Source organism: Acinetobacter geminorum, from assembly GCF_013009345.1.
In the GTDB taxonomy this organism is placed as follows: domain Bacteria; phylum Pseudomonadota; class Gammaproteobacteria; order Pseudomonadales; family Moraxellaceae; genus Acinetobacter; species Acinetobacter geminorum.
Genome location: NZ_JABELE010000013.1, coordinates 101189 through 126760, shown reverse-complemented (window position 1 = coordinate 126760; position 25572 = coordinate 101189). Strand labels below are relative to the sequence as shown.

The following is a 25572-nucleotide window of genomic DNA, read 5'->3' as shown; positions in this document are numbered from 1 at the left end:
TGTGAAGTACCTTTTGTAATTATCCTCTGAAGGATAAATGAAAATTAAGTACTTACACAAAATTTAGAACAGTCCCCATAAATTCGATAATAATGGCCTAATTGTAATTTTGATTCATCTAACGCTGAGTTTACTTTTCGATTTTTTAAATATAAAAGCCAATTGACGGGATGTAAGGACTGCCTTAGTACCTGAACGGGTTGCTGCGTCTTATCTTCTTTTTCTTCACTTATACGGTCGACATATACAACAATATCTAAAGATTTAGGCTGCATTTGTCGCAGTTGTAATCTTTCATTTAAGGTATGCTGAGCATATTGATGTCCTATAGTAAAAAAACTAATAGCACAGACTAGACAGTAAATGGCTTTTAATATGGGGCGATTTAAGAAAATATTTCTCTTAAAAATATAAAAAATAAAGCCCATAACAAGCAAGACTTTACCTACCCACCCATATTGCATTATTAAAGGGATATCTCTCCCCATAAATGCAATACCCCCAATCCACCCCATTAAAATAAGTTTTAACATTTAAAGTCATATCATTATCTTTTTAGGGGCAAAATTAAAGCCCAACTCAGTGGGCTTTAACAATGTGATTTAATGACAATTTTTTAAGAACTACTCACCCAGAGTCCATCTTGCATGTGCAAAATAGAATCAGCAGCCTGAGCTAAATGCTCATCATGGGTCACAATTAACATTGCCATGTTAAGTTCTTTCTTAAGATCGGTCAGTAATTCAAAAATACCTAGAGCTGTTTTACGGTCTAAATTACCTGTAGGTTCATCAGCCAGAACAACCGCAGGTTTAGTGACTAAAGCACGCGCTAACGCCACACGTTGGCGCTCACCACCTGAAAGCTCACCTGGCTTATGATCCATACGATGAGATAACCCAACTCGATCAAGTAAATATTCAGCTTGCGCTTTTACCGATTTAAATTGGCTATCTGCACGAAGCATTAAAGGCATCGCGACATTTTCAAGAGCAGAAAACTCAGGTAATAAATGGTGAAATTGATAAACAAAACCGAGGTATTGGTTACGCTGAAAACCACGTTCAGCTTCGCCTAAATTATCAAAACGCTGACCATTTAAAAATACTTGCCCTTGAGTTGGCTGCTCTAAACCACCTAGCACATGAAGCAAAGTACTTTTACCTGAACCACTCGCACCGACAATAGAAACAAACTGCCCTGCTTCAACTTGTAAAGAAAGACCTTTAATGACTTCAACTTTAGATTTACCGTCATCAAAATGTTTATAGATATCTTTCGCTTCTAGAACAATTTTACTCATAGCGCAGTGCCTCAGCAGGTTGAACTTTGGCAGCACGAAGTGCCGGATAAATAGTCGCCAAGAAGCTTAAAAGTAAAGAAACAATCACGATAATCGTCACATCTTGCCATCTTAAATAAGAAGGAAGGTAATGTACAAAGTAAGCATCAAATAGATTTAAGCCCAACACATTGTTAAACCATGAAATGATATCACTAATGGTTAAAGCTAAAATTACACCTAAAACCGTACCTGCAACTGTACCAATCACACCAATCACGGTGCCTTGCACCATAAAGATTTTAGTAATCATGGATGGCGAAGCGCCTAATGTACGCAAAATTGCGATATCAGATTTTTTATCAGTCACCACCATGACCAGTGATGAAACAATATTAAATGCTGCAACCACAATAATAAGGACAAGCAATAAACCGACTAGAGTTTTTTCCATTTGGATGGCATTAAATAAATTACCATGCGTATAGGTCCAGTTCGTCGCGTAGAAATTGCTTGGTAAACTTTTGACTAAGTCGTCAGCAACTTGTGGCGCTGCAAAAATATCATCTAGTTTTAAACGGACACCTTGGGCACCATCTGGTAAGCGTAATAAGGTTGAAGCATCGTATAGGGCGATATAACCCACCATAGAGTCGACTTCAGCGCCTACACTAAAAATACCAACCACTTTAAAACGCTTGAAACGAGGTACAACACCTGCTGGAGACGGTGTTGCTTCTGGTAAAACCAATGTCACACTATCATTTAGACGTAAGCCCAATGAATCAGCCATATCTTTACCAAGAACAATACCAAATTCACCTTTTTTAAGTGAATCTAAACTCCCGGCAACAATATGATTTTGAATAATAGAGACATTCTTTTCATATTTTGGGTCAATACCCGTCACCATAATACCGGCGACTTGCCCTTGCGCAGTTAACATACCTTGCAATTGTGTAAAAGGTGCAACCCCTGTTACATGTGGATGATGTTCAACTCGCTTCACGAGTTCAGGCCAATCCGTGAGGATTTGTGTAGATGAAACTGTTGCTTGCGGCACCATTCCTAACACACGGTTTTTCAATTCGCGGTCGAAACCATTCATGACAGAAAGTACTGTAATCAGCACAGCGACACCTAGTGTCAAACCGACCATCGAAACCAATGCAATAAAAGAAATAAAATGATTACTGCGTCTTGCGCGAGTATATCTCAACCCTATATACAGTGAGATTGGTTTAAACATACCTTCTAAATCCAAGGTCATTGATGGAAAATATAAGATGTTAATGGCAACTTGCACCCACATCTACTATTTGGCCATACCGTTAGATGCTGTATTAAGGTTTAAAAATCAGTAAGTTCTGATCTTCCCTTAACAATCCTAATATTATATTGCTGCGCTATTTTCTACTAGTTAAGTTAGGAGATCAATTTGATCATGCATTTCGCTACGAATTAGAACAATTTAATGAATAAGCTCAACAAATTACCCAAATCTTCTCCTATTTAGACTTCATATGTTGAGCAAAGTTCCGATTTGCCTGAATGTCTTTATAGAAATATAAAAAGAGTCCAGACAAGATAATGAAAGCACCTACAAAAACCATAATTGAAAGTTGTTCATGGTTTAAAGCAGCTCCAATGATCATCGCTAACATAGGGGTAATAACTGTCGTTAAAGATAAAGTCGTTGCCTGAATATTTTGTATAAGTTTGAAGTAGCAGAACATGGCAACGAGTGATGCCATAAGTACCGTATAAATTAAGGCAAATAAAGATTTGGCTTCTGGTAAATGTGTCGGTGCATATTGCCAAATAAATGGAATAAAACAACTAGCAAAAATAGAAGACACTAAAATAGAACCAGTTGCCTGAGCCATCGGCTGGATCTGAGCATTAACTTTCTTAACCCAGAAAATTGAAAAAGAATAAACAAACACACTGATTAGCATCAGGACAATACCAAACGGATGCACATGCTGATTCGCACCGCTCAGACAAATAATAGCTAACCCACAGACCGCAATTGCCATACCCAACCATTGCAGCTTATAAAGTTGTTGGCCAAATGCAAATCGACCAATAAGTCCTGCCATTATCGGCGCCAAACCAAACATAAGTGCAATCATGCCTGAACTTAAATATTGGGTCGCGGCATAGGTGAAAATTTGAGAACCAATTAAGCTAAAAGATCCGGCAATGTAGCTATGAACTGCTTGTCGATGCGTCGGAAAAGGTGTTCTTAAAATTAGCAATATGATGACAGCCAAAGGCAATGCAATAAAAAAGCGTAATAACAATGCCCACATCAGATGTAGATCAGACACACTCCAGACAATTGCCAAAGGAGTGGTTGCCCAGATAAACACTAACAAGGCATAGGTTAGAGCCAAATTGGTTTGCGATGGCATGCGATGCTCACTTAGCTGTTTTACGTTTTTGCTTTAAAATCGTTTGATCTAATGAACTTGAAAATTCACGTTTATCTCGCTCGGAAATAGGAGGCGGTCCACCAGTTTGCACACCTGCACCACGGAGCGTATCCATGAAATCACGTAGATGTAAACGCGCTTTAACATTCGCAGTTGTATAAACTTCACCACGGGGATGAATAGCAACTCCACCTTTCTCGATCACCTGAGCTGCCAGAGGAATATCCTGCGTAATGACAATGTCATTCTCGATCATACGATCAACTATTTCTTTATCTGCCTGATCGGCACCACTTAAAACCTGTATTGATTTAATTCGTACTGAAGGGGTGATACCAACATTCTGATTAGCAACAAAAATGACTTCTAATTGATAACGGTCTGATGCACGTAAAATCACTTCACGTAAAATTTTCGGTAAGGCGTCTGCGTCTACCCATAGCTTAAATGGCAGCACGTTATTCTCTATTTCCACTAAAAATATTAGTCTAACAGATGCTCTTCTAAGGTGAGTAAAAATAACGATTAAACTGATTTTTAATTTCAACATTTAAAGTTTTTATAAGTTAAGAGTACTTTTATCTTATAAATAAAAACGGCGCTTCTTTTTAAATGACTAAATACGCGCTTTTACAAGAGAATTTACATATGGTGACTTGAAAAATAGTAAACACCCTCGATTTAATATAACAAGTAATGTGAACCCAACAGCATCGTGCTTATGAAAAATCAAAACAGTCCAGAAGTTATTAAAGTAAATGACCAAAATTTTGGTAGTCATGGAGAACATTGGAATCTATTGACGTCCCATCCCGAAACAGATGTACCAAAATGGTTAGGACTGGCACTTGATGCACCTGTAATGCCAATGGGTTTGTGTGAACATGAAGAAGACATGGACCAATCTTTTTGGCTCATTCAAGGTCCACAAGACCAAAAAGTTACCATCAATCAAATTATTGCTGTTGAAAACCAAAAACCTCGTGCGCTTAAAACAGCCTTCCCAAGTTTTGAAAGTCCGTATCAATATAATGCAAAAATTGAACGCATCATTACTTGTGACTCTGCTACACAAGCCGTGTTAAGTTTAAGACTAAATAAAAATACAACTGTTTATGCATTTGATAATTTATTTAGTGTTAACTACTGTCAATATGACAAAAATCAAAACTATCAAGTCCAATTTAATGCATGGGCTTATGAATTAGAACCTGTTCCAGCAGGTGAAAAAATCATTGTTGATGACCCAGCTTCGATTAAACATCACCGTGCATTAAATGCAATTTTAACTGAACATAATGGTGTTGCTCCTGAAAACTTACAGGAACTCATTAATGAATGGCAGCCAAAAAGTCCAGAAGATCAAGAACCTGTAACCGTTGATTTTTCTAAAATGGTTGCGTATTTATATGGCGAAAATCTTGGTCAAGAAGATGAAGCCTGGTTCCAAGGTAATATTGTTGGTAAAACCTCTATGACATTTATGGGGGCAGAATATACCCTTTATGATGTTACTTTGGTTTTAGAAGATGATCTTCCTGCCATATTAGTGCGCATTGCGACCAAAAACGATTTGTATAAAAACTTTAATATTGGCGAATATATTCGCGGTAATATCTGGATTCAGGCGACTATTTGTGCTAAAAAGGGTGAAACTAATTGAATTTCACTAATATTTTAATAATTAGGTTATTGAATGAAGATTATACCCGAACAAACTACCAGCCTCATTCAATCCAGTAGCCTGCGCGTAAAGGTCGATACTGGTGCGTTTTGCTTTTTTGTCTTGGGTATGTTCTTAGCTGCCATATTCATGCACCAGTTTGGTTTAGTGCCTTTTTAATTTATAACTTATTCAATAAATAAAGCCCTCAAATGAGGGCTTTATTTATTTGATTTGCTTAACCATTACGCTTTGCAAAATCATCCATAAAGTTGATTAAAGCCTGTACGCCTTCTAATGGTACGGCATTATAAATACTTGCACGCATACCACCTACAGAACGATGTCCAGCTAAATTCAACAAGTGATTAGCTTCCGCTTCTTTTAAGAATTGCTTTTCTAAAGCTTCATCTGCCAAGGTAAACGGTACATTCATAATTGAACGGTTTGGAATTGCAATCGGGTTATTGTAGAAATCGCTTGAGTCGATATAACCATATAACAACTGAGCTTTTTCAAGGTTCACTTTATGGATCGCCTCTACCCCACCCTGCTCTAGCAACCACTCAAATACCAAACCAGACAAGTACCAAGCGTAAGTCGATGGCGTATTTACCATAGAACCATTTTTGGCTTGGTCACCATATTTTAAAATACTTGGAATTTCTGGTTTAGCTTGATCAAGTAAGTCATCACGAATAATGACAATTGTTAAACCAGCAGGACCAATATTTTTTTGTGCGCCAGCATAGATTAAACCAAACTTGGTCACATCTAATGGAGCAGATAAAATACTTGATGAATAATCACAAACAAGTGGAGCTTTTACATCAGGAATTCCTGCGAACTGTAAGCCACCAATCGTTTCATTATCTGCATAATGTACATATGCTGCATCGTCAGATAAATTCCATTCGCTTTGTTCAGAAATTGCGAACTTGCCATCTACTTTAATGCCAGCTTCTACAACATTAATATCGCCATAACGTTTTGCTTCTTTTAAAGCTTTTTCAGACCAGATGCCGGTGTGAATATAATCGGCTTTACTGTTCTCACCTAGAAGGTTTAAAGGAATCGCAGAAAATTGTAATGACGCACCACCTTGTAAAAACAGTACTTTATAGTTTTCTGGAATGTTCATTAACTTGCGTAAATCTGCTTCAGCTTTTTCAGCCACAGCAACATAGTCAGCACTACGGTGACTCATTTCCATGATGGATAGACCTTTACCTTGCCAATCCAACAATTCTTGTTGAGCTTTTTCTAAAACGGCAGTAGGTAATGCAGCAGGACCAGCACAGAAATTGTACGCGCGCATGATTTTTCCCTTGTATAAAGTCAAACACAATAAAAATGGCATTTAACCACAGATTGCTTAAGCTTGCAGCAGCTTCTCAAGTAAATATTTCAATGCTGGACTGTATTTAGCTTTATTTTTTCAATTATTGGTGTCGTTATTTACTTAGTTTTAATGACCAGCTTCCTCATTTAAAAAAATTTTTAAGCAAAAAGATCAACTTGACTTGTGATTATCATTTCACATACCTTGATAGCTATTACAAAAATATTGGCTTAGTAAATTCAATAATTAAAGGAGCTAAAAACCACCATGTTTTTATACAAATGTATAATAAACAAGATGATAATTGAATTTAATAACAAGAAATTTAAACTATAAGGGATGCCAAAAATTGTTATTTAAAATGCCAACACATCGATATAGACAGTCTATTTTTCCCTTTTCATTTAAACCCAAACATCTTGCTTTGGCTTTAGGCTTTTTTTTCACTAATCACTTATACGCCGGAAGCTTAAGTTATGCTGAAGCAGAACAACAAGCTTTAAAAAGTTCATACAGTACTCAAGCCAACCAAGCATTACAGCAAGCATCTCAATTAGAAGCTGAAGCAGTAAAGGGCCTCGGATTACCTAGAGTTGATTTAAATGTCAGAGCCTACGCTTTTCATAGTGAAACAGATGTACCTCTTGGCTCTTTTAAACAAAAACTTGAGAATGATCTAAGCCAAGGGCTAAATGATAAACTTTCACAGTGGAACAATGTCATTCCATCAGATGTGCTGGGACAAGTTCAAGAAGGCGCAAACCAAACCATACATGATGGTATAAATCGCTTTCCTGATTACGCAAACCTGACTATCGAAGATCAGGTGGTACGCCCTTCTATTTCAGTCGTAATGCCACTCTATACAGGTGGCTTAACCAGCAGTGCTAAAAAAATAGCAAATATACAAGCACAGCGCTCTGAACTTTCAAGCCAACAACAACAAGATATACAGCGATTTGAAGTAGTACAAAGTTACTTTAATGTGCAATTACAGCAGCAGCTGGTCGCAAGTAGCTTATTTAACTTTAATGCGATGCAAAAACATTACAGCAATGCCCTAAAGCTGGAACAACAAGGATTTATTAGTAAAGGGCAACGCATGCAGTTTGAAGTCGCTCGTAATAATGCAGAACGTACTTTACAAAATGCTCAAGCTAACTTAAACGCCAGCCGCTTTAGCCTTAATAATCTTTTACATCAACAAAATAATGTCGATTTAAGTACACCATTATTTGTAAACAACACTCCCAGCCAGTCTCTAGAATCACTTTTAACCAGTTATTCACAAAAGTCTAGCCTTGTACAAAAAATGCAGATGGATACTCAACTGGCTAACGTAAATATTCAAGCTCAACAAGCCGCAAAAAAACCAAGTCTATTTGCATTTGGTGAATATGCGCTTGATGAAAATGAAAACTGGATTGTCGGTGTAATGGCAAAATACAACCTATTTTCTGGGGTAGATAAAAATAAGAATATTCATGCCGCTGAATTAAAGCGCTACGCTTCTGAACTCATGACTGAACGAACTAAACAAGAGATTGAAGCTCTTTTGAATAAATCATATAACGAGCTCAACTCTGCTCAGCAAAGTCATCAGCTTTTACAAAGAAACGTAAATGCTGCTCAAGAAAACCTACGTATCCAAGAACTTTCTTTTCGTGAAGGAATGGGTACAGCAACCCAAGTGATTGATGCGCAAAATGCATTAAGTGCGTTAAAAACTGAAATGGCTTTAAATGCTTATAAATATGTCATGTCACTCGCAACGCTATTACAAAGCCATGGTTCTATGGACCAGTTTAAAGCCTATGTCAATCAACCACATACCGACTATATTCGTTAATGGGAGTATAAAATGAATCAAGACTCAGCTCATTCAGAACAAGATTCTCCTGTTGCGGATACGGCAGAAACCAACCAAGTTCAAAAAGATGATCAAGTTAGTGACCATCAAGAATCAAACACAAATAAAGATGATTCAAAACCACCTAAAAACTCTAAAATTAAACTGATTATTGGTGTAATTATTATTGCCCTATTAGGTTTAATTATTTTTGGTTTGTGGAAAAGCTATCAGCCGAAACCTATTGAACTTCAAGGCCGAGTTGAAGCTGAAACTATTCACGTAAGTACGAAAGTTCCAAGTCGTATTGAAGAAATTTATGTACAAGAAGGCCAGAAAATTTCCAAAGGCCAGCCCCTTGTTCGTTTGGTTAGCCCTGAAATAGAAGCTAAAAAGCAACAAGCCTTGGCTACCTTACAATCGGCTTTAGCATTTCAATCTACGATAGATCGAGGTTCTCAACAAGAAAATATCGATACTCTTTATGCCAACTGGCAAAGTACGAAAGCACAAGCAAACCTTGCCAAAACTACTTACCAACGTGGTGAGAATTTATATAGACAAGGCGTCATTTCACGTCAAAGAAGAGATGAAATGCTTGCTGCACAAACTTCTGCTCAAGAATTAAGTGAAGCCTCTTATCAGCAATATGCCCGTGCAAAACGTGGCAGTACCAGCCAACAAAAATCTACAGCAGATGCACAGGTTGAAATTGCAAAAGCTGCAGTAGCTGAAGCAAAAGCTTTAGAGGAAGAGACACGTTTACTCTCACCTATTTCAGGCACAGTTTCAAAAACTTATGGTAAACCTTCTGAATTAGTCGCTATGGGCGTGCCTGTTGTCAGCATTTTAGAAGATGATGATTTATGGGTGAGTTTAAACGTGGGTGAAAATCAATATGCCTCTGTTTATAAAAATAAAACCCTTGAAGGATTCATACCTGCTCTTAATCAGAATGTGAATTTTAAAATCAAGAATATTGATGCTGAAGGTGAATTTGCTACCATTAAAACGACTCGCCAAACTGGAGGTTATGATATTCGTAGCTTTAAATTACATCTGGTACCTGAAAATCCTGTCAAAGACTTAAAGGTTGGTATGAGTGTTCTATTTAAAATTAAAGAAGAAAAATAAAGCATGTTTGCCAGTATATTACGGGAACTAAACTATCTAAAAAGCAATAAATGGGATTTGTGTATGGTGACACTTATCCCTGCTTTTATCATTTTCATGTTTAGCAGCATGTTTTACGCAGGTAAAGCTGAACACTTACCAATTGCAATTATTGATCAGGACCAAAGTGAACTCAGCCGTAATATTGAAAAGTATCTTTCGTTGAATCATACAGTAGACATTAAAACAATTACGGCAAGTTCTGCTGAGGCTGAACAACTACTCAATGAAACCAAAATATGGGGATATGTTTTTATTCCAGATGGTGCTGAAAAGCGCTTCGTTAAAGCACAAGATGCTCAAATCAGCATTGCATTTAATCAGTCTTTTTTTAGTGTCGGAAACACCATTTCTTCAGCAATGCTGGTCAGTACCCTCAATGCTTTAGCAGACTATGCTGGTCAAAGTTATCTTGTAAATAGTATTCCCTATTTAGATGTTCCTACAGCTCATGTAAAAATCTCAACGCTTTATAATCCAAGTATGAGCTATGAGTTTTATTTAGAACCTTTCATGGTTCCTGCTGTATTGCACTTATTGTTATGTTGCTGTGTTGCCTTTGCTATTGGACAAGAGCTTAAACGTGGCACATTAACAGCATGGGTAAACCGAGAAAGTTTTATTCAAGGCTTATTGGCCAAAAATCTGCTTTATAGCCTTATATTTTGTGCATGGACATGGGTATGGATGTTTTGGCTAGTCGAAATCCGTGGCTGGTTCGTAGCAGGTTCTCTTAGTTTATTGTTATGCGCACAGTTTTTACTTTATTTTGCCTACGCTTTGATTAGTAGCACCGTCATTCTTGCAACCAAAAATTTAAGTAAAACTTTTGGTTTTATCGCGGTATATGGCGGCTCTTCTTTAAGTTTCGCAGGCGTTACGCTACCTTTAAATAATGCCCCTATTTTCACCAAGTTTTGGTCACTGATTATTCCTTATACCCCTTATGCCAAGCTTCAAACCGAACAATGGGTGATCGGCAGTCCAATTTTCATTTCAATGATTCCTTTTTTAATACTCATTGGTTATTGCCTGATTTACTTCTTTTTAAGTTGTCTATTGCTTAAAAAATTAGTTCGAGGGGCAACGCAATGAAAGAATTTTTTAAGGCTTATGGGCAAACATTTAAAGACATTGTAAGTAATAGCTCAGTTTTCACAACGCTAATTTTATCGGTCATTCTTTATAGCTTTTTTTATCCTACCGCCTATAAAGCTGAGCGTGCAGAATCTATTCCAATCGTGATTGTCGATGAAGAGCAAAGCCTCTTAACTTCTCAATTGATTGGCCAAAGTGCAAATAGCCCCCATGTTCATATCGTTACCGTTACCAGCAATTTTTTACAAGCTGAACAAATGGTACGTGAGCAAAAAGCTGATGGTATTTTACTTTTACCAAATAACTTAACCCAAAGCCTACGCCGCGGAGAAACGGGTGGAATCGGCTTATACTTAAGCACAACCAACTTTTTAAAAACTAAAGAAATTGGTTTAGGTCTGGCAACCTCGATAGAAGCTACATTAAAAGAATATATTGAAAAATTTGGACAACGCACACATTTCCAGCCAGCGCTTTCTATTCATCAAGTGCCGTTATTTAATCCCCTTTCAGGATATGGAAGTTATATTTTTCCAGCTGTTGCATCTTTGATTATTCATCAAACGATTGTGCTAGGTTTGGCAATGTTAATAGCTAGCTATCGGGAGCAAAATGAAAAAATTACAGCTGTTCGTTTTGCTGGAATCTTCGCAAGTATATTTACTATTGGTTGTTTGGGCTGTTTTTATCTTTTTGGTTTTACCTTGTGGTTCAATGACTATCCACACGGTGGAAATTTTATAGGTCTACTCATTGCTGTTCCAATTTTTATTAGTTGTGTGATTGGACTAGGCATGTTGATCGGTTCACTTTTAGATATGCCTGAACGTGCCGGACATATTATTGTGTTTAGTTCTGTACCTTTATTCTTACTAACTGGAGCTGCTTGGCCTCATCAAGCAATGCCTGAGTGGCTACAATGGTTTGCGTGGTGTTTACCCTCAACACATGCGGTACAAATGTTTGTGCAACTTAACCAGATGGGTGTTCCATTAGCCACGGTTGTACCAAAACTGATTTTTCTTGGGACCCTTGGATTAATATTGGTGGGTTTATCTTATTATCGGCTTGTTAAAAAATCTTCTTCATAAAATAAAAAAGGAAGCTTATGCTTCCTTTTTTATTAAAGTTTTACTTAGTCTTCAGAAGCATCTTCATTATTTGATACAGCTTCTTCGCTATCAGTCTCGGTAGTATCTACTTCACCTTCGAGAAACTCTTCTTCATCTTCGACAGCTTCAATAGACACAACGCCCACTAGAGTTTCTTCTTCGCTTAAGCGAATTAGACGTACACCTTGTGCATTACGACCAGTCATTGCAACTTCTGCTGCACGGGTACGAACTAATGTACCGCCATCAGAAATAAGTAACAATTCTTTGGTTTCGTCAATAGACACTGCACCAACAAGCTCACCGTTACGTTCGCTTGTCTTAATCGCAATGACACCCTTACCACCACGTTTCTTGGTCGGGAAGTCATTTACTGGAGTACGCTTACCGTAACCATTGGCACTTGCACACAGTACTTCACCTGTTTCAGGTACAACTACAAGCGATACGATACGGCTTACTAAATTTGAATCTGCTGAATCGTCATTGTCATCTGATTCATCATTTTCAACATCTGCATCTTCTTCACTTAAAGTACTGCTTGCAAAGCTCACGCGCATACCACGAACACCTTTCGCAGTACGCCCCATTGCACGTACGTCAGTCTCAGCAAAACGGATTGCCTTACCTTCGTTCGAGAACAACATGATTTGCTGATTACCATCAGTAATCGCAACACCGATTAAGGTATCTTCTTCATTGAGTTCAATTGCGCGTAAACCATTTGAACGGATATTAGCGAATTGCTCTAAATCAACACGTTTAACCGTACCTGATGCTGTCGCCATAAATACGTAATGGTTTTCTGGGAACTCAGTTAACGGCAAGATAGCTGTTACTGTTTCATTCGCATCTAAAGGTAACAAGTTCACAATCGGACGGCCTTTGGCACCACGTGATGCTTGAGGCACTTCAAACACACGAAGACGATATACTTTACCTACGTTGGTAAAGCACAGCACAGTCGCATGGTTTGAAGCTACAATGAGATGTTGAATAAAATCATCATCTTTCATTGAAGTTGCCGACTTACCACGACCACCACGGCGCTGAGCCTGATAGTCTGAAAGTGGTTGAGTTTTTGCATAACCTGTTTGTGAAACCGTTAATACAACTTGCTCTTCAGGAATTAAATCTTCACGGCTAAAATCAATACGTGATTCAATAATTTCAGTGCGACGTCCATCACCATACTGTTGTAGTACCAGTGCCAACTCTTCGCGAATTACAGCCATCAATAAATTGAAATCATTCAAAATCGCAGTAAGTTCAGCGATTTGACCTAAGATCTCAGTATATTCTGCATGTAATTTGTCTTGTTCAAGACCAGTTAAACGATGTAAGCGTAATTCTAAAATTGCGCCTACTTGTGTTGGTGATAAACGATAAATCGATTCAGTTAAACCAAATGGACGATTTGGATCTTCACCTTCGATTTCATCTGGACGAACAGAAATTGCGCCAGCTTTTTCAAGCAATGAAACGACACCACCACCTGCCCATTCACCTGCAAGTAAACGTTCACGCGCTTCAGCAGGGTTAGCAGAAGTTTTAATAGTCTCGATAATTTCATCGATATTGGCTAAAGCAACGGTTAAGCCTTCTAAGATATGACCACGTTCACGTGCTTTACGCAGTTCAAACATAGTACGGCGTGTCACAACTTCTTGGCGGTGACGGATAAATGCCGCAATAATATCTTTCAGATTCATCAATTTTGGTTGTCCGTTATCAAGACAAACCATGTTGATGCTGAATGAGTTCTCAAGTTGAGTATTTAAGAATAAGTTATTTACAACGACTTCAGCGTTTTCACCACGCTTTAAGTCAATTGCAATACGCATACCTTCTTTGTCAGACTCATCACGAAGTTCTGAAATACCTTCAAGTTTTTTCTCTTTCACTAACTCGGCAATACGTTCAATAACTCTTGCTTTGTTTACTTGATATGGAATTTCAGTAAAGACAATCGTTGTACGGCCTGTCTTTTCATCTTCTTCGAAATGGTACTTACCACGAATATGTAAGCGGCCCTTACCTGTACGGTAAGCATCAACAATACCAGATTTACCGTAAATAATACCGCCTGTAGGGAAGTCAGGACCAGTAATATATTCCATCAATCCTTCAATCGAGATATTCGGATTGTCAGCATAGGCTAAGCACGCATTCACAACTTCTGTCATGTTATGCGGTGCCATGTTGGTTGCCATACCTACGGCAATACCAGCAGCACCATTAATTAACAAGTTAGGAACACGTGTCGGAAGTACTTCAGGAATACGCTCAGATCCGTCGTAGTTATCTTCCCAGTCAACCGTGTCTTTTTCTAGATCTGCAAGAAGCTCATGTGCAAGCTTGGTCATACGGACTTCGGTATAACGCATTGCAGCTGCGCTATCACCATCAATCGAACCGAAGTTACCCTGACCATCTACCAATAAATAACGTAAGCTAAAGTCCTGAGCCATACGTACAATGGTTTCATAAACAGCTGAGTCACCATGAGGGTGATATTTACCGATTACGTCCCCAACAACACGAGCAGATTTCTTGTAGGCTTTGTTATAGTCATTGCCCAATTCGTGCATGGCATAAAGCACACGACGGTGAACAGGTTTAAGACCGTCTCTCACATCCGGCAATGCACGAGATACGATTACACTCATCGCGTAATCTAAATATGAATGCTTGAGTTCGTCCTCAATGGCAATCGGTCGGATTTCCGATACGCTCATGCATACTCCTTCTTACAGATAGAAATTTCCATCTGCTTATATGTCTTGATCTTGCAAAAAATTTAGTTCCGGAAACTGAACTAAAATCGAAAAAAATATAGCTGTATACTATAGCATAAAAGCACTGTGTAATGTGCGGAATCTACACCGCTAATCTGGTGATATTTGTATAATTTAATTGCATATTATTCTTATCATATCGCTATAACGAGCACGTTCTATTCTTACTAAAACTATGTGATTTTTATTCTATAAAAATCAAACCTCAAATGAAATAAAAGTCTCAGTTATACATTTCAGGACACTATTCATAATAAAAAAACCCCTAGTAAAAACTAAGGGTTTTTTAGCTTTAATCAGTAAAGATTAAAGTTTAGATACCAATTCAGGTACTACAGTGTTCAAATCACCAACTAACCAGTAGTCAGCAACACTGTTGATTGGCGCTTCTTCGTCTTTGTTGATCGCAACAATAACTTTAGAATCTTTCATACCAGCTAAATGCTGGATCGCACCAGAAATACCTACAGCAACATAAAGCTCAGGCGCAACGATTTTACCAGTTTGACCAACTTGGAAATCGTTAGGTACAAAGCCCGCATCAACTGCTGCACGTGAAGCACCTTGTGCTGCACCAAGCTTGTCAGCTAATGGATCAAGTACTTTATGGTAGTTCTCACCAGAACCTACACCACGACCACCAGAAACTACGATGCGAGCCGCAGTTAATTCTGGACGATCAAGCTTAACGATTTCTTCAGATACGAAGTGAGAAATACCCGCATCTTTTACTTCGCCAACTGTTTCAACAGCAGCTGAACCGCCTTCCGCAGCAACTGGATCAAATGCTGTACCACGAACAGTACCAACAATGATTGCTTCGTCAGATTGAACAGTTGCAATCGCGTTACCAGCGTAGATAGGACGCTTGAATGTGTTCGCAGATTCAACAGAAATGATATCTGTGATCATGCTTACATCAAGAAGAGCAGCAACACGTGGAAGAATGTTCTTACCAGTCGTTGTAGAAGCAGCTAAAACGTATTTGTAACCTTTAGCCAAGTCAGCAACTAAGCCAGCTACGTTTTCAGCTAATTGGTTTGCATAAGCAGCGTTGTCAGCAAGTAAAACTTTGCTTACACCAGCAACTTTAGCAGCAGCATCAGCAACTGCTTGAGCACCAGAACCAGCAACTAATACAGTAATATCACCACCGATTTTTTGTGCTGCAGCAACAACGTTTAAAGTAGCACCGTTAAGTACTTGGTTGTTGTGGTCAGCGATAACTAAAATACTCATGATTTTATCCTTCCGTATTAGATCACTTTCGCTTCATTTTTCAATTTTTCAACAAGCTCATCTACAGATTTCACTTGTACGCCAGCTTTACGTTCTGCTGGAGCTTCAACTTTAACAGTTTTAAGCTTAGTACCAGCTGTAACGCCATAATCAGCAGGAGATTTAGTATCAAGTGGCTTCTTACGAGCTTTCATGATGTTAGGCAATGCTGCATAACGTGGCTCGTTCAGACGCAAGTCAGTCGTGATGATTGCAGGAAGTGTAAGCTCAACAGTTTGTAAACCACCGTCAACTTCACGAGTCACTTGTACTTTACCGCCATCAACTTTCACTTCAGAAGCGAATGTACCTTGACCAGCACCTAATAATGCGCCAAGCATTTGGCCTACTTGGTTAGAGTCATCATCAATTGCTTGTTTACCAAGAAGGATAAGTTCTGGTTTTTCAGCTTCAACAACACCTTTTAAAATTTTAGCAACTTCTAAAGCGCCAATTTCATCAGTAGTTTCAACCAAAATACCACGGTCTGCGCCTAGAGCCATTGCAGAACGGATTTGTTCTTGAGCTTCTTTAGGACCTACAGAAACAACAACGATTTCTGATACTGTTCCTTTTTCTTTTAAGCGAACCGCTTCTTCCACTGCGATTTCACAAAATGGGTTAATTGACATTTTTACGTTGGTAAGGTCAACCCCACTATTGTCCGGCTTAACACGAACTTTAACGTTGGCATCAACCACGCGTTTTACAGCAACAAGAGCCTTCATGTAATCCTCGGCTGTTCTAGCAAAAGTAAATGTTGAGAAAAGTATATTAACTCTTCAATTAAAATTTTTTAGGTACCCTATCTTGCAATGTGTTTGGCATTTCGGTCAAGTCACAATTTCCGCTACTGCTATAAAAAAGATGAAATGCTCAGTTCATAAAAAATTTTTAAACTGCTATGAGGATCTATTTTATTCTTTTTACACTCTATTTTATATATTGATTTTTATTATCTTTTTATCTTATTTAGCATATTAGCTAGAAACATAAGATTACTTTTTAAAGCCTTCAATTCAAGGTTTTTTAGACCCAGTCGTCCACAAAATACTCAAAGATCAAAATTGTCAATTGGGTAGTTTCCGTTATTTCTCTTAAACAAATTTGTAAAAAAATACAAATGATCTCTACATTCACCTAAAACATCTCAATTTAATTATCTTTGATTGAGTCTATTTTTTAACTTTTAGCTTTTATGTGCCCTTGGATGGGCTTGATCATACACTTGAGCCAAATGATCGAAATCAATATGGGTATAAATTTGTGTTGTAGATAAATTACTATGGCCTAGCATTTCTTGTACTGAACGCAAGTCACCGCTACTCGATAGCATATGGCTAGCAAAACAATGTCGAAGTAAATGTGGGTGTAAATCGACATTTACACCCGCTCTTTGTGCCTGAAGTTTTACACGCTTTTCAATTTGCCTAGGGGTTAATGCACCGCCTCGCTGTGAAATGAAAACGGAAGCATTTTGGTCAAAATGGCCTTTCCAGATATTATAAATTTTTAGCCAATTCAATAAGCTTTCTTTTGCCTTTTTCCCAAACGGTACAATACGGGTTTTATTCCCCTTACCGGTAATACGAACGAGTTGACGATTAAAATCAATATCTTTAATCGTTAAGCCTTGCAGTTCAGCGAGCCGTAAACCACTTGAGTAAAGTAACTCAAGCATGGCTTTATCACGTAACCACAATTGCTGATCAATTGGTTTTTCAGGCATAGGTTGATCTAAAATTTGATTAACTGTTTCTATGTCGATCATGCCTGGTAAAGGTCTAGGTTGGCGTTTTAACTTAAAATCGTCAGTAGGATTAATTTCTAGATATTTGCCTTGTTCAGCCCACTTCATAAACTGGCGAATTGAGGTGAGATGGCGTTGCATACTACTTGAACTTAACTGATCCTGTTCGACACGCTGCGCTAAGTACTCTCTTAAATCTGAAGCTTCAATATTTCTCAAATCTAGTTGTTTGTGCTCGCAGAACTCAAGAAAGCTTTTAACATCTCTTTCATAAGCAGTAATCGTGTGCTCAGACTGATTCTGAATTTTTCTTTCTTTTAACCACATTGAGAGCAGTTGTAATGCAAAATCCAAATTGCTCTCCATTTATTTGCTCATTTTTTTGAGTGTACCAAAAACTATGTGATCATGAAAATTTGATACCGCACAATCTAATGCTGATCTAATTTATATATTACAATTTAAACCAAGTATTCATTGGACCTTGCCGCCATGACCACCATACTCATTCCTTATTTAATTGCGATTACCTTACTTACGCTTACACCTGGTTTAGATACGACTTTAATTATTCGTACCGCTACACTTGAAGGTAAATCGAAAGCATTTCAAGCAGCTATTGGCATTTGTCTTGGTTGTATTGCTTGGGGAATTGTGGTTGCTTGTGGTCTGGGTGCTTTACTCATGGCTTCTGATTTAGCTTTTAATATTCTGAAATGGATGGGTGCTGCTTATTTAGCGTGGCTGGGTTTGAATATGATTTTAAAACCACGTAGCCAACTCGCAGACATGCAAGAGAATAGTTCAAATACGTCCCCTTCACAGAATTGGTTTATTAAAGGTTTTTTGGGTAACTTACTTAATCCCAAAGTCGGAATTTTTTATATTTCATTTCTTCCACAGTTTATTCCACCACAAGCATCAGCAGTTACTTGGGTGATGGGACTGGTAATGATTCATGTCGTCATTGGAATGTTATGGTCAACTTTATTAATTTTAGCTATGCAGCCACTGTCACGTTATCTTAAGCAACCCAAATTTGTGAAATATATGGATCGGATTACTGGCAGTATTTTTGTGTTATTTGCTTTGAAATTAGCTTTGAGTAAAAGATAAATTTTAAAAAAAGCGTGCTAACAGAGCACGCTTCCGTTTTTAAAAAACTTACTTCATCTTTTTTAAATAATCATTAATTTGTGCGGCCACTTCATCAGCATGTTCTTCTGCCAATTGATGGTCGCCATTTTTCACAACATATAACATCGAATTTTCAAATTTTTGATTTAAATATTGACCCACCTGAACGGGGCTCACTGGATCGTTATCGCCCCAGATTAATAAAGTTTCAATGTTTATATCTGATAAAAACTCTTCGTAGTTAACATTGGTAGTAATAAACCAATCAGGATATTTTAAAAATGTTTGGCGGTATGCTTCACGCCAGTCTTGTACATTAAATCGCTTAAGGTCGATTCCACCAGAAGTAGCAATTAAGACCAGCCCTTTCACCAAATGAGTTTTTTTTAGCGCTGCGGCAACGGCAAAAATCCCACCCATTGATTGAGCAATAATTACAGATTCTTCATTAATTTGATCGACCACATAATTTGTTAGGTCTTCAAAACTCTTCACTTCAAGGGATTCTGGTGTATCGCCAAAACCGGGGTAACCAATAATTTTTGTACGGTATTGCTGAGGTAATTTTTCAATTAAAGGATGCCAAAAACTAATACTTCCTGAAGCACCGGGTAAGAAAATTAAATTATTCATATTTTTATAAAGTAATAAAATTAAAAATTTATTGTACATATATACATATAAAAGAAAACCTCTTTTATCACTTTAGCTGATGAAAAGAGGCTTCTATTTAGGTAATGCTATTAACCTTGGAAATAACGTAAATCCAAACGCCCATCATATACATGAGTTGTTGGACCCGTCATCCAGACCACATCACCTTCTTGCCATTCAATTTGTAACTTACCACCAGCAAGCTCAACTTCAACTGAGTTCGCAAGTAAGCCACGGCGCATACCACTTACTGCAGCGGCACAAGCACCTGTACCACATGCAAGTGTTTCACCGACACCACGCTCAAATACACGTAAGCGAACATGTTTTTCATCAATTACTTGCATAAAGCCAGCATTAACACGTTCAGGAAAACGTTTATGCGACTCAACTTGTGGGCCAATGCCAGTAACATCTGCAGTTAATACATCTGGAACAATAGTGACAGCATGGGGGTTGCCCATATTAACCACATCAATATTAATGTTCTGGTCGTTAGCTAACTCAAGTGTATATAAAGCTTCTGGTTGTTCAGCAATGAATGGAATTTCATTCGGCAAGAACTTCGGGTAGCCCATATTCACGCGAACCCAACCATTTTGTCCCAATTCAGGTTTTACGATACCTGCTTTGGTTTGGACAGTAATACTTGTTTTGGTTGTTAAATGACGCTCATGGACAAAACGAGCAAAACAACGTACACCATTACCACACTGTTCAACTTCAGAACCATCAGCATTAAAAATACGATATTTAAAATCTGCTTCTGGTAAATCTGGTGGTTCAACAATCAATAGCTGATCAAAACCAATACCAAAATGGCGGTCAGCTAAGCGTTGAATTGTTTCTGTATCTAAATAAGCACGTTGGCTGATTAGATCAACCACCATAAAGTCGTTGCCTAGGCCATGCATTTTAGTAAATTCTAACAACATTTCATTTACTCCTCAGGCAATAAGCGTTCTTTTTCCCAAAGGGATTCAACCGTTTCACGCTCACGAATCAAATGGGCTTTATCGCCTGACACCATCACTTCTGCGGCACGTCCACGTGTATTGTAATTTGAACTCATTACAAAACCATAAGCGCCAGCGCCAAGAACAGCTAATAAGTCATTTTCTTTTAAAGCCAATGAACGATCTTTACCAATGAAGTCACCTGTTTCACAGATTGCACCCACAAGATCCCAAGTTTTTTCTTCAGTATCAGAACTTGGCACTACAGGTTGTATATCCATCCAAGCTTCATATAAAGCAGGGCGAATTAAATCATTCATTGCTGCATCAATAATGGCAAAGTTACGGTGGCTCGTTGGCTTGAGCAAATCAACTTTTGTTAAAAGCACACCTGCATTTGCACTAATGCTACGACCCGGCTCCATATAGACCTTGAGACCTAACTTTTCTAAAGCAGGTTTCATTGAGTTGGCATATTCTTCAACACTTGGTGGTGTTTCATCTTTATAACAAACACCCAAACCACCACCGATATCAATGTGTTTAAGAGTAATACCAAGTTTTTTCAATTCTTCGATCATCACCATGACACGATCTAAAGCGTCAACAAACGGTTTAGTCTCGGTCAATTGCGAACCAATGTGACAGTCAATTCCAATGATTTCAAGGTTTGGTAAAGATGCAGCATATTGATAGGTTTCATAAACGGTATCACTTGGGATACCAAATTTATTTTCTTTTAAACCAGTTGAAATATAAGGATGAGTTTTTGCATCTACGTCTGGATTTACACGTAAAGAAATTGGCGCTTTTTTGCCTAGACGAGCTGCAACTTTTTGAAGGCGGTCTAGTTCTGCATAAGACTCTACGTTAAAACAAGCAATGCCTACATTTAACGATGTTTCGATATCGGCTTCGGTTTTACCCAAGCCAGAAAAAACAACTTTAGATGCATCTCCACCCGCTTTTAGAACACGTGCAAGTTCACCACCTGATACGATATCAAAACCAGCACCAAGTTTTGCCAACACATTAAGAACAGCTATATTTGAGTTAGATTTCACCGCAAAACAGATTTGATGATCAATAAAATCAAAAGCACGGTCCATATCTAAGTAATGTTTTTCAAAAGCTGCTTTTGAATAAACATACAAAGGGGTGCCAAATTGCTGCGCAAGCTGCTCCATAGAACATTGCTCTGCATGCAATACTCCATTAATGCGAGTGAAACTCATGAATGTGTCCTTATTTCAAAGCTTAAGGTGAAGTTGTTTGGGTTGGGGCTGATGATTCAACTGGCTGTTCAGCCTGCTCATCCTGTTGAACAACTTGTTTCTGTTCTTTATTACGATAGAGCAAGTATTTCGCACGTTTGTCATAATTCGGATCAGAAGGTAGCTGTAATGCTCCTGACTGACCACAAGCGCTAAGCAAAATACTGCTGCTCAATAAACTGATGAGGCAAATGACACGACGCATCTGAGCACCTGATTTAAACAATTCGATGCAGTATACCGTGATCATGCAGACGGCTAAAGAGTAAACTTAAAGAGAAAAACAATATGCATAAAAAACGCCAGCTTTTCAGCCAGCGTTTGATCATAAGCAAATAAATTTAATTACTTTTTATGACGTGGTTTATAGAAGAAGAAATAACCAATGATCAAGATAACAAACCAAATTGGGCTGACTTTAAGCGCTTTGAACGTATCTGGTTCCAACGACAACACGTAAATCATACCAATAAAGAAAATAATCGTGATCCAACATGTAAATAGACCGCCTGGCAATTTAAATGTTGATTTTGCATGCAGCTCAGGACGCGTAGTGTAATAACGGATATAACTCCAGATAATAAGTAACCACACGCAAATGAACAGAATCGTTGAAAGTGTTGTTGCAAGCGTAAATGCTTCAACTGTATTTGGTACAAAATACTGTAATGCTGCACCTAACAATAAACAGGCAGCAGAGAAATACAAAGCATTTGCTGGTACTGCACGTTTGTTTAATTTACCAAAAGCTTTTGGACCCTGATCTTCACGAGATAAACCAAATAACATACGGCTTGTTGAGAAGACCCCACTGTTCATTGACGACATCACTGATGACAATACAACTAAGTTCATCAAGATCGCAGCTGCTGCCACGCCTGCTTGACTAAACAAGTTTACAAATGGGCTGATCGCTGGATCAATTTTATTCCATGGCGTTACAGACATTACAATCAATAATGCCAATACGTAGAAAATAATGATACGGATTGGAATTGAGTTAATTGCTTTTGGTAAGTTACGTGCTGGATCTTTCGTTTCCGCAGCCGTTGTTCCCACAAGTTCCACACCAACGAAGGCAAAGATTGCGATTTGAAAGCCTGCCAAGAAGCCATGCACTCCTGTTGGGAAGAAACCACCATTCGCCCAAAGATGAGTAAATGAAGCAACTTCACCTGTACTTGAGGTAAAGCCTGTAAAGATCATCCATAGGCCCACAGCGATTAAAATAATAATCGCAAGAATCTTAATAAGCGCAAACCAGAATTCTAACTCACCAAATAAGCGAACTGTTAACAGGTTTAAACCCATAATAAATACAATCGCGGCAACACTGATCATCGCCCCTTCGACAGGCGAGAAAGGCAGACCATTATTGAAGAATTGTAAGTAGTAGATAATTGCAGAAAGGTCAGCGATACCAATGGTGATCCAACATAACCAGTATGTCCATCCCACAAAGTAACCCGCCCATGGACCGATTAAATCTGTGGTGAAGTCAATAAATGATTTATAGGCAAGATTTGAAAGAAGTAATTCGCCAAGCGCACGCATGACAAAAAAAACCATCGTACCAATAATCAGATAAATGAATAAGATCGATGGTCCAGCAAGACTAATTGTTTTACCTGATCCCATAAATAATCCGGTACCAATTGCACCACCAATCGCAATCAACTGTAAATGTCGATTAGAAAGACTTCGATGGAGCTCACCTTGTTCATGAGATTCACTCAGATTTTGATTCGACATTTTATGAACGCACTCCAGTAATTTTTTTAGTCAGTTAGCTAAACGCAAATCAAAAAGACGATATCGCACCATTTGCAGGCATCTTTTAAATGTATATTTTTTGACAACTTTTCAACTAACCAATTTTTGTCTGTATTGCTGATGATTTCAAGCTACATACAATCATTGGCGATAATACGCACAAGCCTATTGCAATACAACGGACTCTTAAGTCAACTTTTGTCTAATAACTTCAAACGCTCTATACAAACAAAAAAAGTAGCCTTACGGCTACTTTTTTGAGAGATATTATTGGAAAAGTAAATTAAATTTATTTCTGCTTATTTTTTAATCTTTCCTCCCAGAAAGTCGCATTTTTAATTCCTAATTTAACAGGATCAAATGTGAATTCCTTTACACCAGCCTTTTGCTGTTCTTCGTAATCTTTCAATGCCTTAATAGTTGGTTTCCATACAAAATAAGTCACAATAATTCCGACAATATTAATCCATGCCATTAAACCGACACCAATATCACCAATACCCCAAATATAACCAGTTGCACTTAAAACCCCATAAGATACAGAAAGAATAATAAAGCACTTGGTCACAAATAATAATGATGGAGATTTAGTAATGTAGCTTAGATAAGTAATGTTAGTTTCAGCAATATAGTAATATGCAACAATTGTTGTAAAAGCGAAGAAGAACACAGCTAGAGCAACAAAGATTTGCCCAAAATCACCAAACATTGTGCTGACTGCCATCTGTGTAAATGCAGGTGAGCCTATTTCTACACTAGCTCCCACATGTTGCACAATAAATTGACCAGCTTCTAAAGTTCCTTGAACATTGTATTTGCCAGTAATTAAAATCATGAAAGCTGTTGCAGAACATACAAATAAGGTATCAACATAAACTGAAAATGCCTGCACAAAACCTTGTTGAGCTGGGTGCTGTACTTCGGCTGCTGATGCTGCATGAGGACCTGTTCCTTGCCCTGCTTCATTTGAGTAAACACCACGTTTTACTCCCCAACCGATCGCTGCACCGAGACCCGCCATAGGAGAAAAGGCATCTTCAAAGATTAATTTAACGACTCCTGGTAACTCTTGAATATTCGCAATTACAATCACTACAGCCATTAGAATATATCCAGCAGCCATAAAAGGAACAACAAACTCAGCAAATCGCGCAATCCGTTTGATTCCGCCAAAAATAATGATGGCAAGTAAACCAACAATCACCACAAGCGCTACAAGTTTAAATAAACCAATATCACCAAAAATAATTGCCCCTTCACCTGTAATCTGGGTAAATGCCTTCCCTACAGCATTTGCTTGAATACCGGGTAAAAATAAACCACAAGAAACAATCGCTGCTATAGCAAATACAACCCCTAACCAACGTTGTCCCAATCCTCTATCAAAATAAAATGCTGGGCCACCACGATATTGCCCTTGATATTCGACTTTATAGATTTGACCTAAAGTAGATTCTACATATGCAGTGCCAGCCCCTAAAAATGCAACTAACCACATCCAAAAGACAGCACCTGGTCCACCAAAACCAATTGCTGCCGCAACCCCTGCAATATTACCTACCCCTACTCGCCCTGATAATGAAACGGCTAAAGCCTGAAAAGATGAAATCCCTTGCTCTGAAGACGTACCTTTTATTAGTAGTCTAGCCATTTCCTTCATTTGACGTACTTGAACAAATCTTGTCAAAATAGAAAAAAATAAACCCGCGCCTAAGCACAGGTAAATAAGTCCCTTACTCCAGATTATGCTATTTATCCAATCAACAATTTCTGCTGCACTCATACATTTCAACCTTTTGTATTTAAAAATACAATACTCATATTATTTTGTTCATTTTTTACTTCAGCAATATCCATGCCATCTCTATAATAAACAGTTAGATACATACATCAGTAAAAACACCTTCCTTGGGGATAGATTAGATTTTCTATATCCACTTAAAACAAACTCTATCTGACTTGTAAAAATCCTATATCGTGTTATTTTTGACGTCT

General features: G+C 38.1%; 21 protein-coding genes and 2 pseudogenes. 7 read left to right on the top strand and 16 right to left on the bottom strand.

Annotation, left to right across the window (positions count from 1 at the left end):
- Positions 1-74 precede the first annotated feature (74 nt).
- From HJG58_RS13640 to HJG58_RS13630, 3 genes and pseudogenes are all read right to left on the bottom strand, one after another.
- A pseudogene (locus HJG58_RS13640) lies at positions 75-533 on the bottom strand (DNA internalization-related competence protein ComEC/Rec2); the annotation flags it as partial.
- An 83-nt stretch (positions 534-616) separates the two neighbouring features.
- Positions 617-1303: a lipoprotein-releasing ABC transporter ATP-binding protein LolD gene (lolD, locus tag HJG58_RS13635; protein ID WP_170249323.1), complete on the bottom strand. Its 687-nt coding sequence runs from the start codon at positions 1301-1303 to the stop codon at positions 617-619.
- Positions 1296-2531 carry a lipoprotein-releasing ABC transporter permease subunit gene (locus tag HJG58_RS13630; protein WP_004790618.1) on the bottom strand — a complete coding sequence of 412 codons (1236 nt, stop codon included), beginning with the start codon at positions 2529-2531 and terminating at the stop codon, positions 1296-1298. The genes lolD and HJG58_RS13630 overlap by 8 nt, the downstream gene beginning before the upstream one ends.
- A 125-nt stretch (positions 2532-2656) precedes the next feature.
- On the opposite strand from HJG58_RS13630, the pseudogene HJG58_RS19065 reads away from it, so the two are divergent.
- Positions 2657-2761, top strand: a pseudogene (locus HJG58_RS19065) (PilZ domain-containing protein); the annotation flags it as partial.
- A 29-nt stretch (positions 2762-2790) separates the two neighbouring features.
- Here the strand turns inward: HJG58_RS19065 and HJG58_RS13625 are convergent.
- Positions 2791-3699 (bottom strand): DMT family transporter, encoded by a 909-nt coding sequence (locus tag HJG58_RS13625; protein ID WP_005067734.1) that lies wholly within the window; start codon positions 3697-3699, stop codon positions 2791-2793.
- Positions 3700-3706: 7 nt separating this feature from the next.
- Positions 3707-4195 (bottom strand): YaiI/YqxD family protein, encoded by a 489-nt coding sequence (locus tag HJG58_RS13620; protein ID WP_081310814.1) that lies wholly within the window; start codon positions 4193-4195, stop codon positions 3707-3709.
- Between the two features lie 246 nt (positions 4196-4441).
- Between HJG58_RS13620 and HJG58_RS13615 the strand changes: the two genes are divergently transcribed.
- Complete coding sequence (locus HJG58_RS13615; protein WP_068556679.1) at positions 4442-5383, top strand: hypothetical protein; 942 nt, start codon at positions 4442-4444, stop codon at positions 5381-5383.
- Between the two features lie 238 nt (positions 5384-5621).
- Here the strand turns inward: HJG58_RS13615 and serC are convergent, their stop codons facing one another.
- On the bottom strand, positions 5622-6701 hold the full coding sequence (serC, locus tag HJG58_RS13610; RefSeq protein ID WP_170249321.1) for a 3-phosphoserine/phosphohydroxythreonine transaminase: 1080 nt from the start codon (positions 6699-6701) through the stop codon (positions 5622-5624).
- 385 nt (positions 6702-7086) lie between these two features.
- Here serC and HJG58_RS13605 point away from each other — a divergent pair, with 385 nt between their 5' ends.
- From HJG58_RS13605 to HJG58_RS13590, 4 genes are read left to right on the top strand one after another with little or no spacing between them, the layout of a single operon-like run.
- On the top strand, positions 7087-8574 hold the full coding sequence (locus HJG58_RS13605; RefSeq protein WP_170249320.1) for a TolC family protein: 1488 nt from the start codon (positions 7087-7089) through the stop codon (positions 8572-8574).
- Positions 8575-8586: 12 nt separating this feature from the next.
- Positions 8587-9708: an HlyD family secretion protein gene (locus HJG58_RS13600; RefSeq protein ID WP_170249318.1), complete on the top strand. Its 1122-nt coding sequence runs from the start codon at positions 8587-8589 to the stop codon at positions 9706-9708.
- 3 nt (positions 9709-9711) lie between these two features.
- Complete coding sequence (locus tag HJG58_RS13595; protein ID WP_216076577.1) at positions 9712-10842, top strand: ABC transporter permease; 1131 nt, start codon at positions 9712-9714, stop codon at positions 10840-10842.
- Positions 10839-11936: an A1S_2622 family ABC transporter permease subunit gene (locus HJG58_RS13590; RefSeq protein ID WP_170249314.1), complete on the top strand. Its 1098-nt coding sequence runs from the start codon at positions 10839-10841 to the stop codon at positions 11934-11936. The genes HJG58_RS13595 and HJG58_RS13590 overlap by 4 nt, the downstream gene beginning before the upstream one ends.
- A gap of 44 nt (positions 11937-11980) precedes the next feature.
- Here HJG58_RS13590 and gyrA read toward each other — a convergent pair whose 3' ends face one another.
- From gyrA to xerC, 4 genes are all read right to left on the bottom strand, one after another.
- On the bottom strand, positions 11981-14695 hold the full coding sequence (gene gyrA / locus HJG58_RS13585; RefSeq protein WP_032007057.1) for a DNA gyrase subunit A: 2715 nt from the start codon (positions 14693-14695) through the stop codon (positions 11981-11983).
- 366 nt (positions 14696-15061) lie between these two features.
- Positions 15062-15994, bottom strand: coding sequence for an electron transfer flavoprotein subunit alpha/FixB family protein (locus tag HJG58_RS13580; RefSeq protein ID WP_002118921.1), 933 nt, complete (start codon positions 15992-15994; stop codon positions 15062-15064).
- Positions 15995-16011: 17 nt separating this feature from the next.
- The gene (locus HJG58_RS13575; protein ID WP_002118903.1) at positions 16012-16761 is read right to left on the bottom strand and encodes an electron transfer flavoprotein subunit beta/FixA family protein; all 750 of its coding nucleotides are present in this window, start codon (positions 16759-16761) and stop codon (positions 16012-16014) included.
- A gap of 461 nt (positions 16762-17222) precedes the next feature.
- Positions 17223-18110, bottom strand: coding sequence for a tyrosine recombinase XerC (gene xerC / locus HJG58_RS13570; protein ID WP_170249339.1), 888 nt, complete (start codon positions 18108-18110; stop codon positions 17223-17225).
- A gap of 165 nt (positions 18111-18275) precedes the next feature.
- Here xerC and HJG58_RS13565 point away from each other — a divergent pair, with 165 nt between their 5' ends.
- A complete protein-coding gene (locus HJG58_RS13565; protein ID WP_216076576.1) occupies positions 18276-18899 on the top strand; it encodes a LysE family translocator in 624 nt (207 codons plus the stop codon).
- A 48-nt stretch (positions 18900-18947) separates the two neighbouring features.
- Here HJG58_RS13565 and HJG58_RS13560 read toward each other — a convergent pair whose 3' ends face one another.
- The 6 genes from HJG58_RS13560 to HJG58_RS13535 all read right to left on the bottom strand — a co-directional run bounded on the left by HJG58_RS13560 (position 18948) and on the right by HJG58_RS13535 (position 25360).
- Positions 18948-19553: an alpha/beta fold hydrolase gene (locus HJG58_RS13560; protein ID WP_170249310.1), complete on the bottom strand. Its 606-nt coding sequence runs from the start codon at positions 19551-19553 to the stop codon at positions 18948-18950.
- Between the two features lie 110 nt (positions 19554-19663).
- A complete protein-coding gene (gene dapF, locus HJG58_RS13555) occupies positions 19664-20509 on the bottom strand; it encodes a diaminopimelate epimerase (protein WP_170249308.1) in 846 nt (281 codons plus the stop codon).
- A gap of 5 nt (positions 20510-20514) precedes the next feature.
- Positions 20515-21765, bottom strand: coding sequence for a diaminopimelate decarboxylase (gene lysA, locus HJG58_RS13550; RefSeq protein ID WP_086265485.1), 1251 nt, complete (start codon positions 21763-21765; stop codon positions 20515-20517).
- A 22-nt stretch (positions 21766-21787) separates the two neighbouring features.
- Positions 21788-22009, bottom strand: coding sequence for an LPS translocon maturation chaperone LptM (gene lptM, locus HJG58_RS13545; RefSeq protein WP_002118887.1), 222 nt, complete (start codon positions 22007-22009; stop codon positions 21788-21790).
- 140 nt (positions 22010-22149) lie between these two features.
- Positions 22150-23556, bottom strand: a complete 1407-nt coding sequence (locus HJG58_RS13540; RefSeq protein WP_046813161.1) for an amino acid permease — start codon at positions 23554-23556, stop codon at positions 22150-22152.
- A gap of 310 nt (positions 23557-23866) precedes the next feature.
- On the bottom strand, positions 23867-25360 hold the full coding sequence (locus HJG58_RS13535) for an alanine/glycine:cation symporter family protein (RefSeq protein WP_170249306.1): 1494 nt from the start codon (positions 25358-25360) through the stop codon (positions 23867-23869).
- Positions 25361-25572 lie beyond the last annotated feature (212 nt).

Bases quoted from the DNA above. Each gene is read 5' to 3' on its own strand.
- HJG58_RS13560 (WP_170249310.1), bottom strand. From the start codon at position 19,553: ATGAATAATTTAATTTTCTTACCCGGTGCTTCAGGAAGTATTAGTTTT.
- HJG58_RS13600 (WP_170249318.1), top strand. From the start codon at position 8,587: ATGAATCAAGACTCAGCTCATTCAGAACAAGATTCTCCTGTTGCGGAT.
- HJG58_RS13590 (WP_170249314.1), top strand. From the start codon at position 10,839: ATGAAAGAATTTTTTAAGGCTTATGGGCAAACATTTAAAGACATTGTA.
- HJG58_RS13625 (WP_005067734.1), bottom strand. From the start codon at position 3,699: ATGCCATCGCAAACCAATTTGGCTCTAACCTATGCCTTGTTAGTGTTT.
- lolD (WP_170249323.1), bottom strand. From the start codon at position 1,303: ATGAGTAAAATTGTTCTAGAAGCGAAAGATATCTATAAACATTTTGAT.
- HJG58_RS13575 (WP_002118903.1), bottom strand. From the start codon at position 16,761: ATGAAGGCTCTTGTTGCTGTAAAACGCGTGGTTGATGCCAACGTTAAA.
- lptM (WP_002118887.1), bottom strand. From the start codon at position 22,009: ATGCGTCGTGTCATTTGCCTCATCAGTTTATTGAGCAGCAGTATTTTG.
- gyrA (WP_032007057.1), bottom strand. From the start codon at position 14,695: ATGAGCGTATCGGAAATCCGACCGATTGCCATTGAGGACGAACTCAAG.
- HJG58_RS13535 (WP_170249306.1), bottom strand. From the start codon at position 25,360: ATGAGTGCAGCAGAAATTGTTGATTGGATAAATAGCATAATCTGGAGT.
- HJG58_RS13580 (WP_002118921.1), bottom strand. From the start codon at position 15,994: ATGAGTATTTTAGTTATCGCTGACCACAACAACCAAGTACTTAACGGT.
- xerC (WP_170249339.1), bottom strand. From the start codon at position 18,110: ATGTGGTTAAAAGAAAGAAAAATTCAGAATCAGTCTGAGCACACGATT.
- HJG58_RS13565 (WP_216076576.1), top strand. From the start codon at position 18,276: ATGACCACCATACTCATTCCTTATTTAATTGCGATTACCTTACTTACG.
- serC (WP_170249321.1), bottom strand. From the start codon at position 6,701: ATGCGCGCGTACAATTTCTGTGCTGGTCCTGCTGCATTACCTACTGCC.
- HJG58_RS13615 (WP_068556679.1), top strand. From the start codon at position 4,442: ATGAAAAATCAAAACAGTCCAGAAGTTATTAAAGTAAATGACCAAAAT.
- HJG58_RS13540 (WP_046813161.1), bottom strand. From the start codon at position 23,556: ATGTCGAATCAAAATCTGAGTGAATCTCATGAACAAGGTGAGCTCCAT.
- HJG58_RS13595 (WP_216076577.1), top strand. From the start codon at position 9,712: ATGTTTGCCAGTATATTACGGGAACTAAACTATCTAAAAAGCAATAAA.
- dapF (WP_170249308.1), bottom strand. From the start codon at position 20,509: ATGTTGTTAGAATTTACTAAAATGCATGGCCTAGGCAACGACTTTATG.
- HJG58_RS13605 (WP_170249320.1), top strand. From the start codon at position 7,087: ATGCCAACACATCGATATAGACAGTCTATTTTTCCCTTTTCATTTAAA.
- lysA (WP_086265485.1), bottom strand. From the start codon at position 21,765: ATGAGTTTCACTCGCATTAATGGAGTATTGCATGCAGAGCAATGTTCT.
- HJG58_RS13630 (WP_004790618.1), bottom strand. From the start codon at position 2,531: ATGTTTAAACCAATCTCACTGTATATAGGGTTGAGATATACTCGCGCA.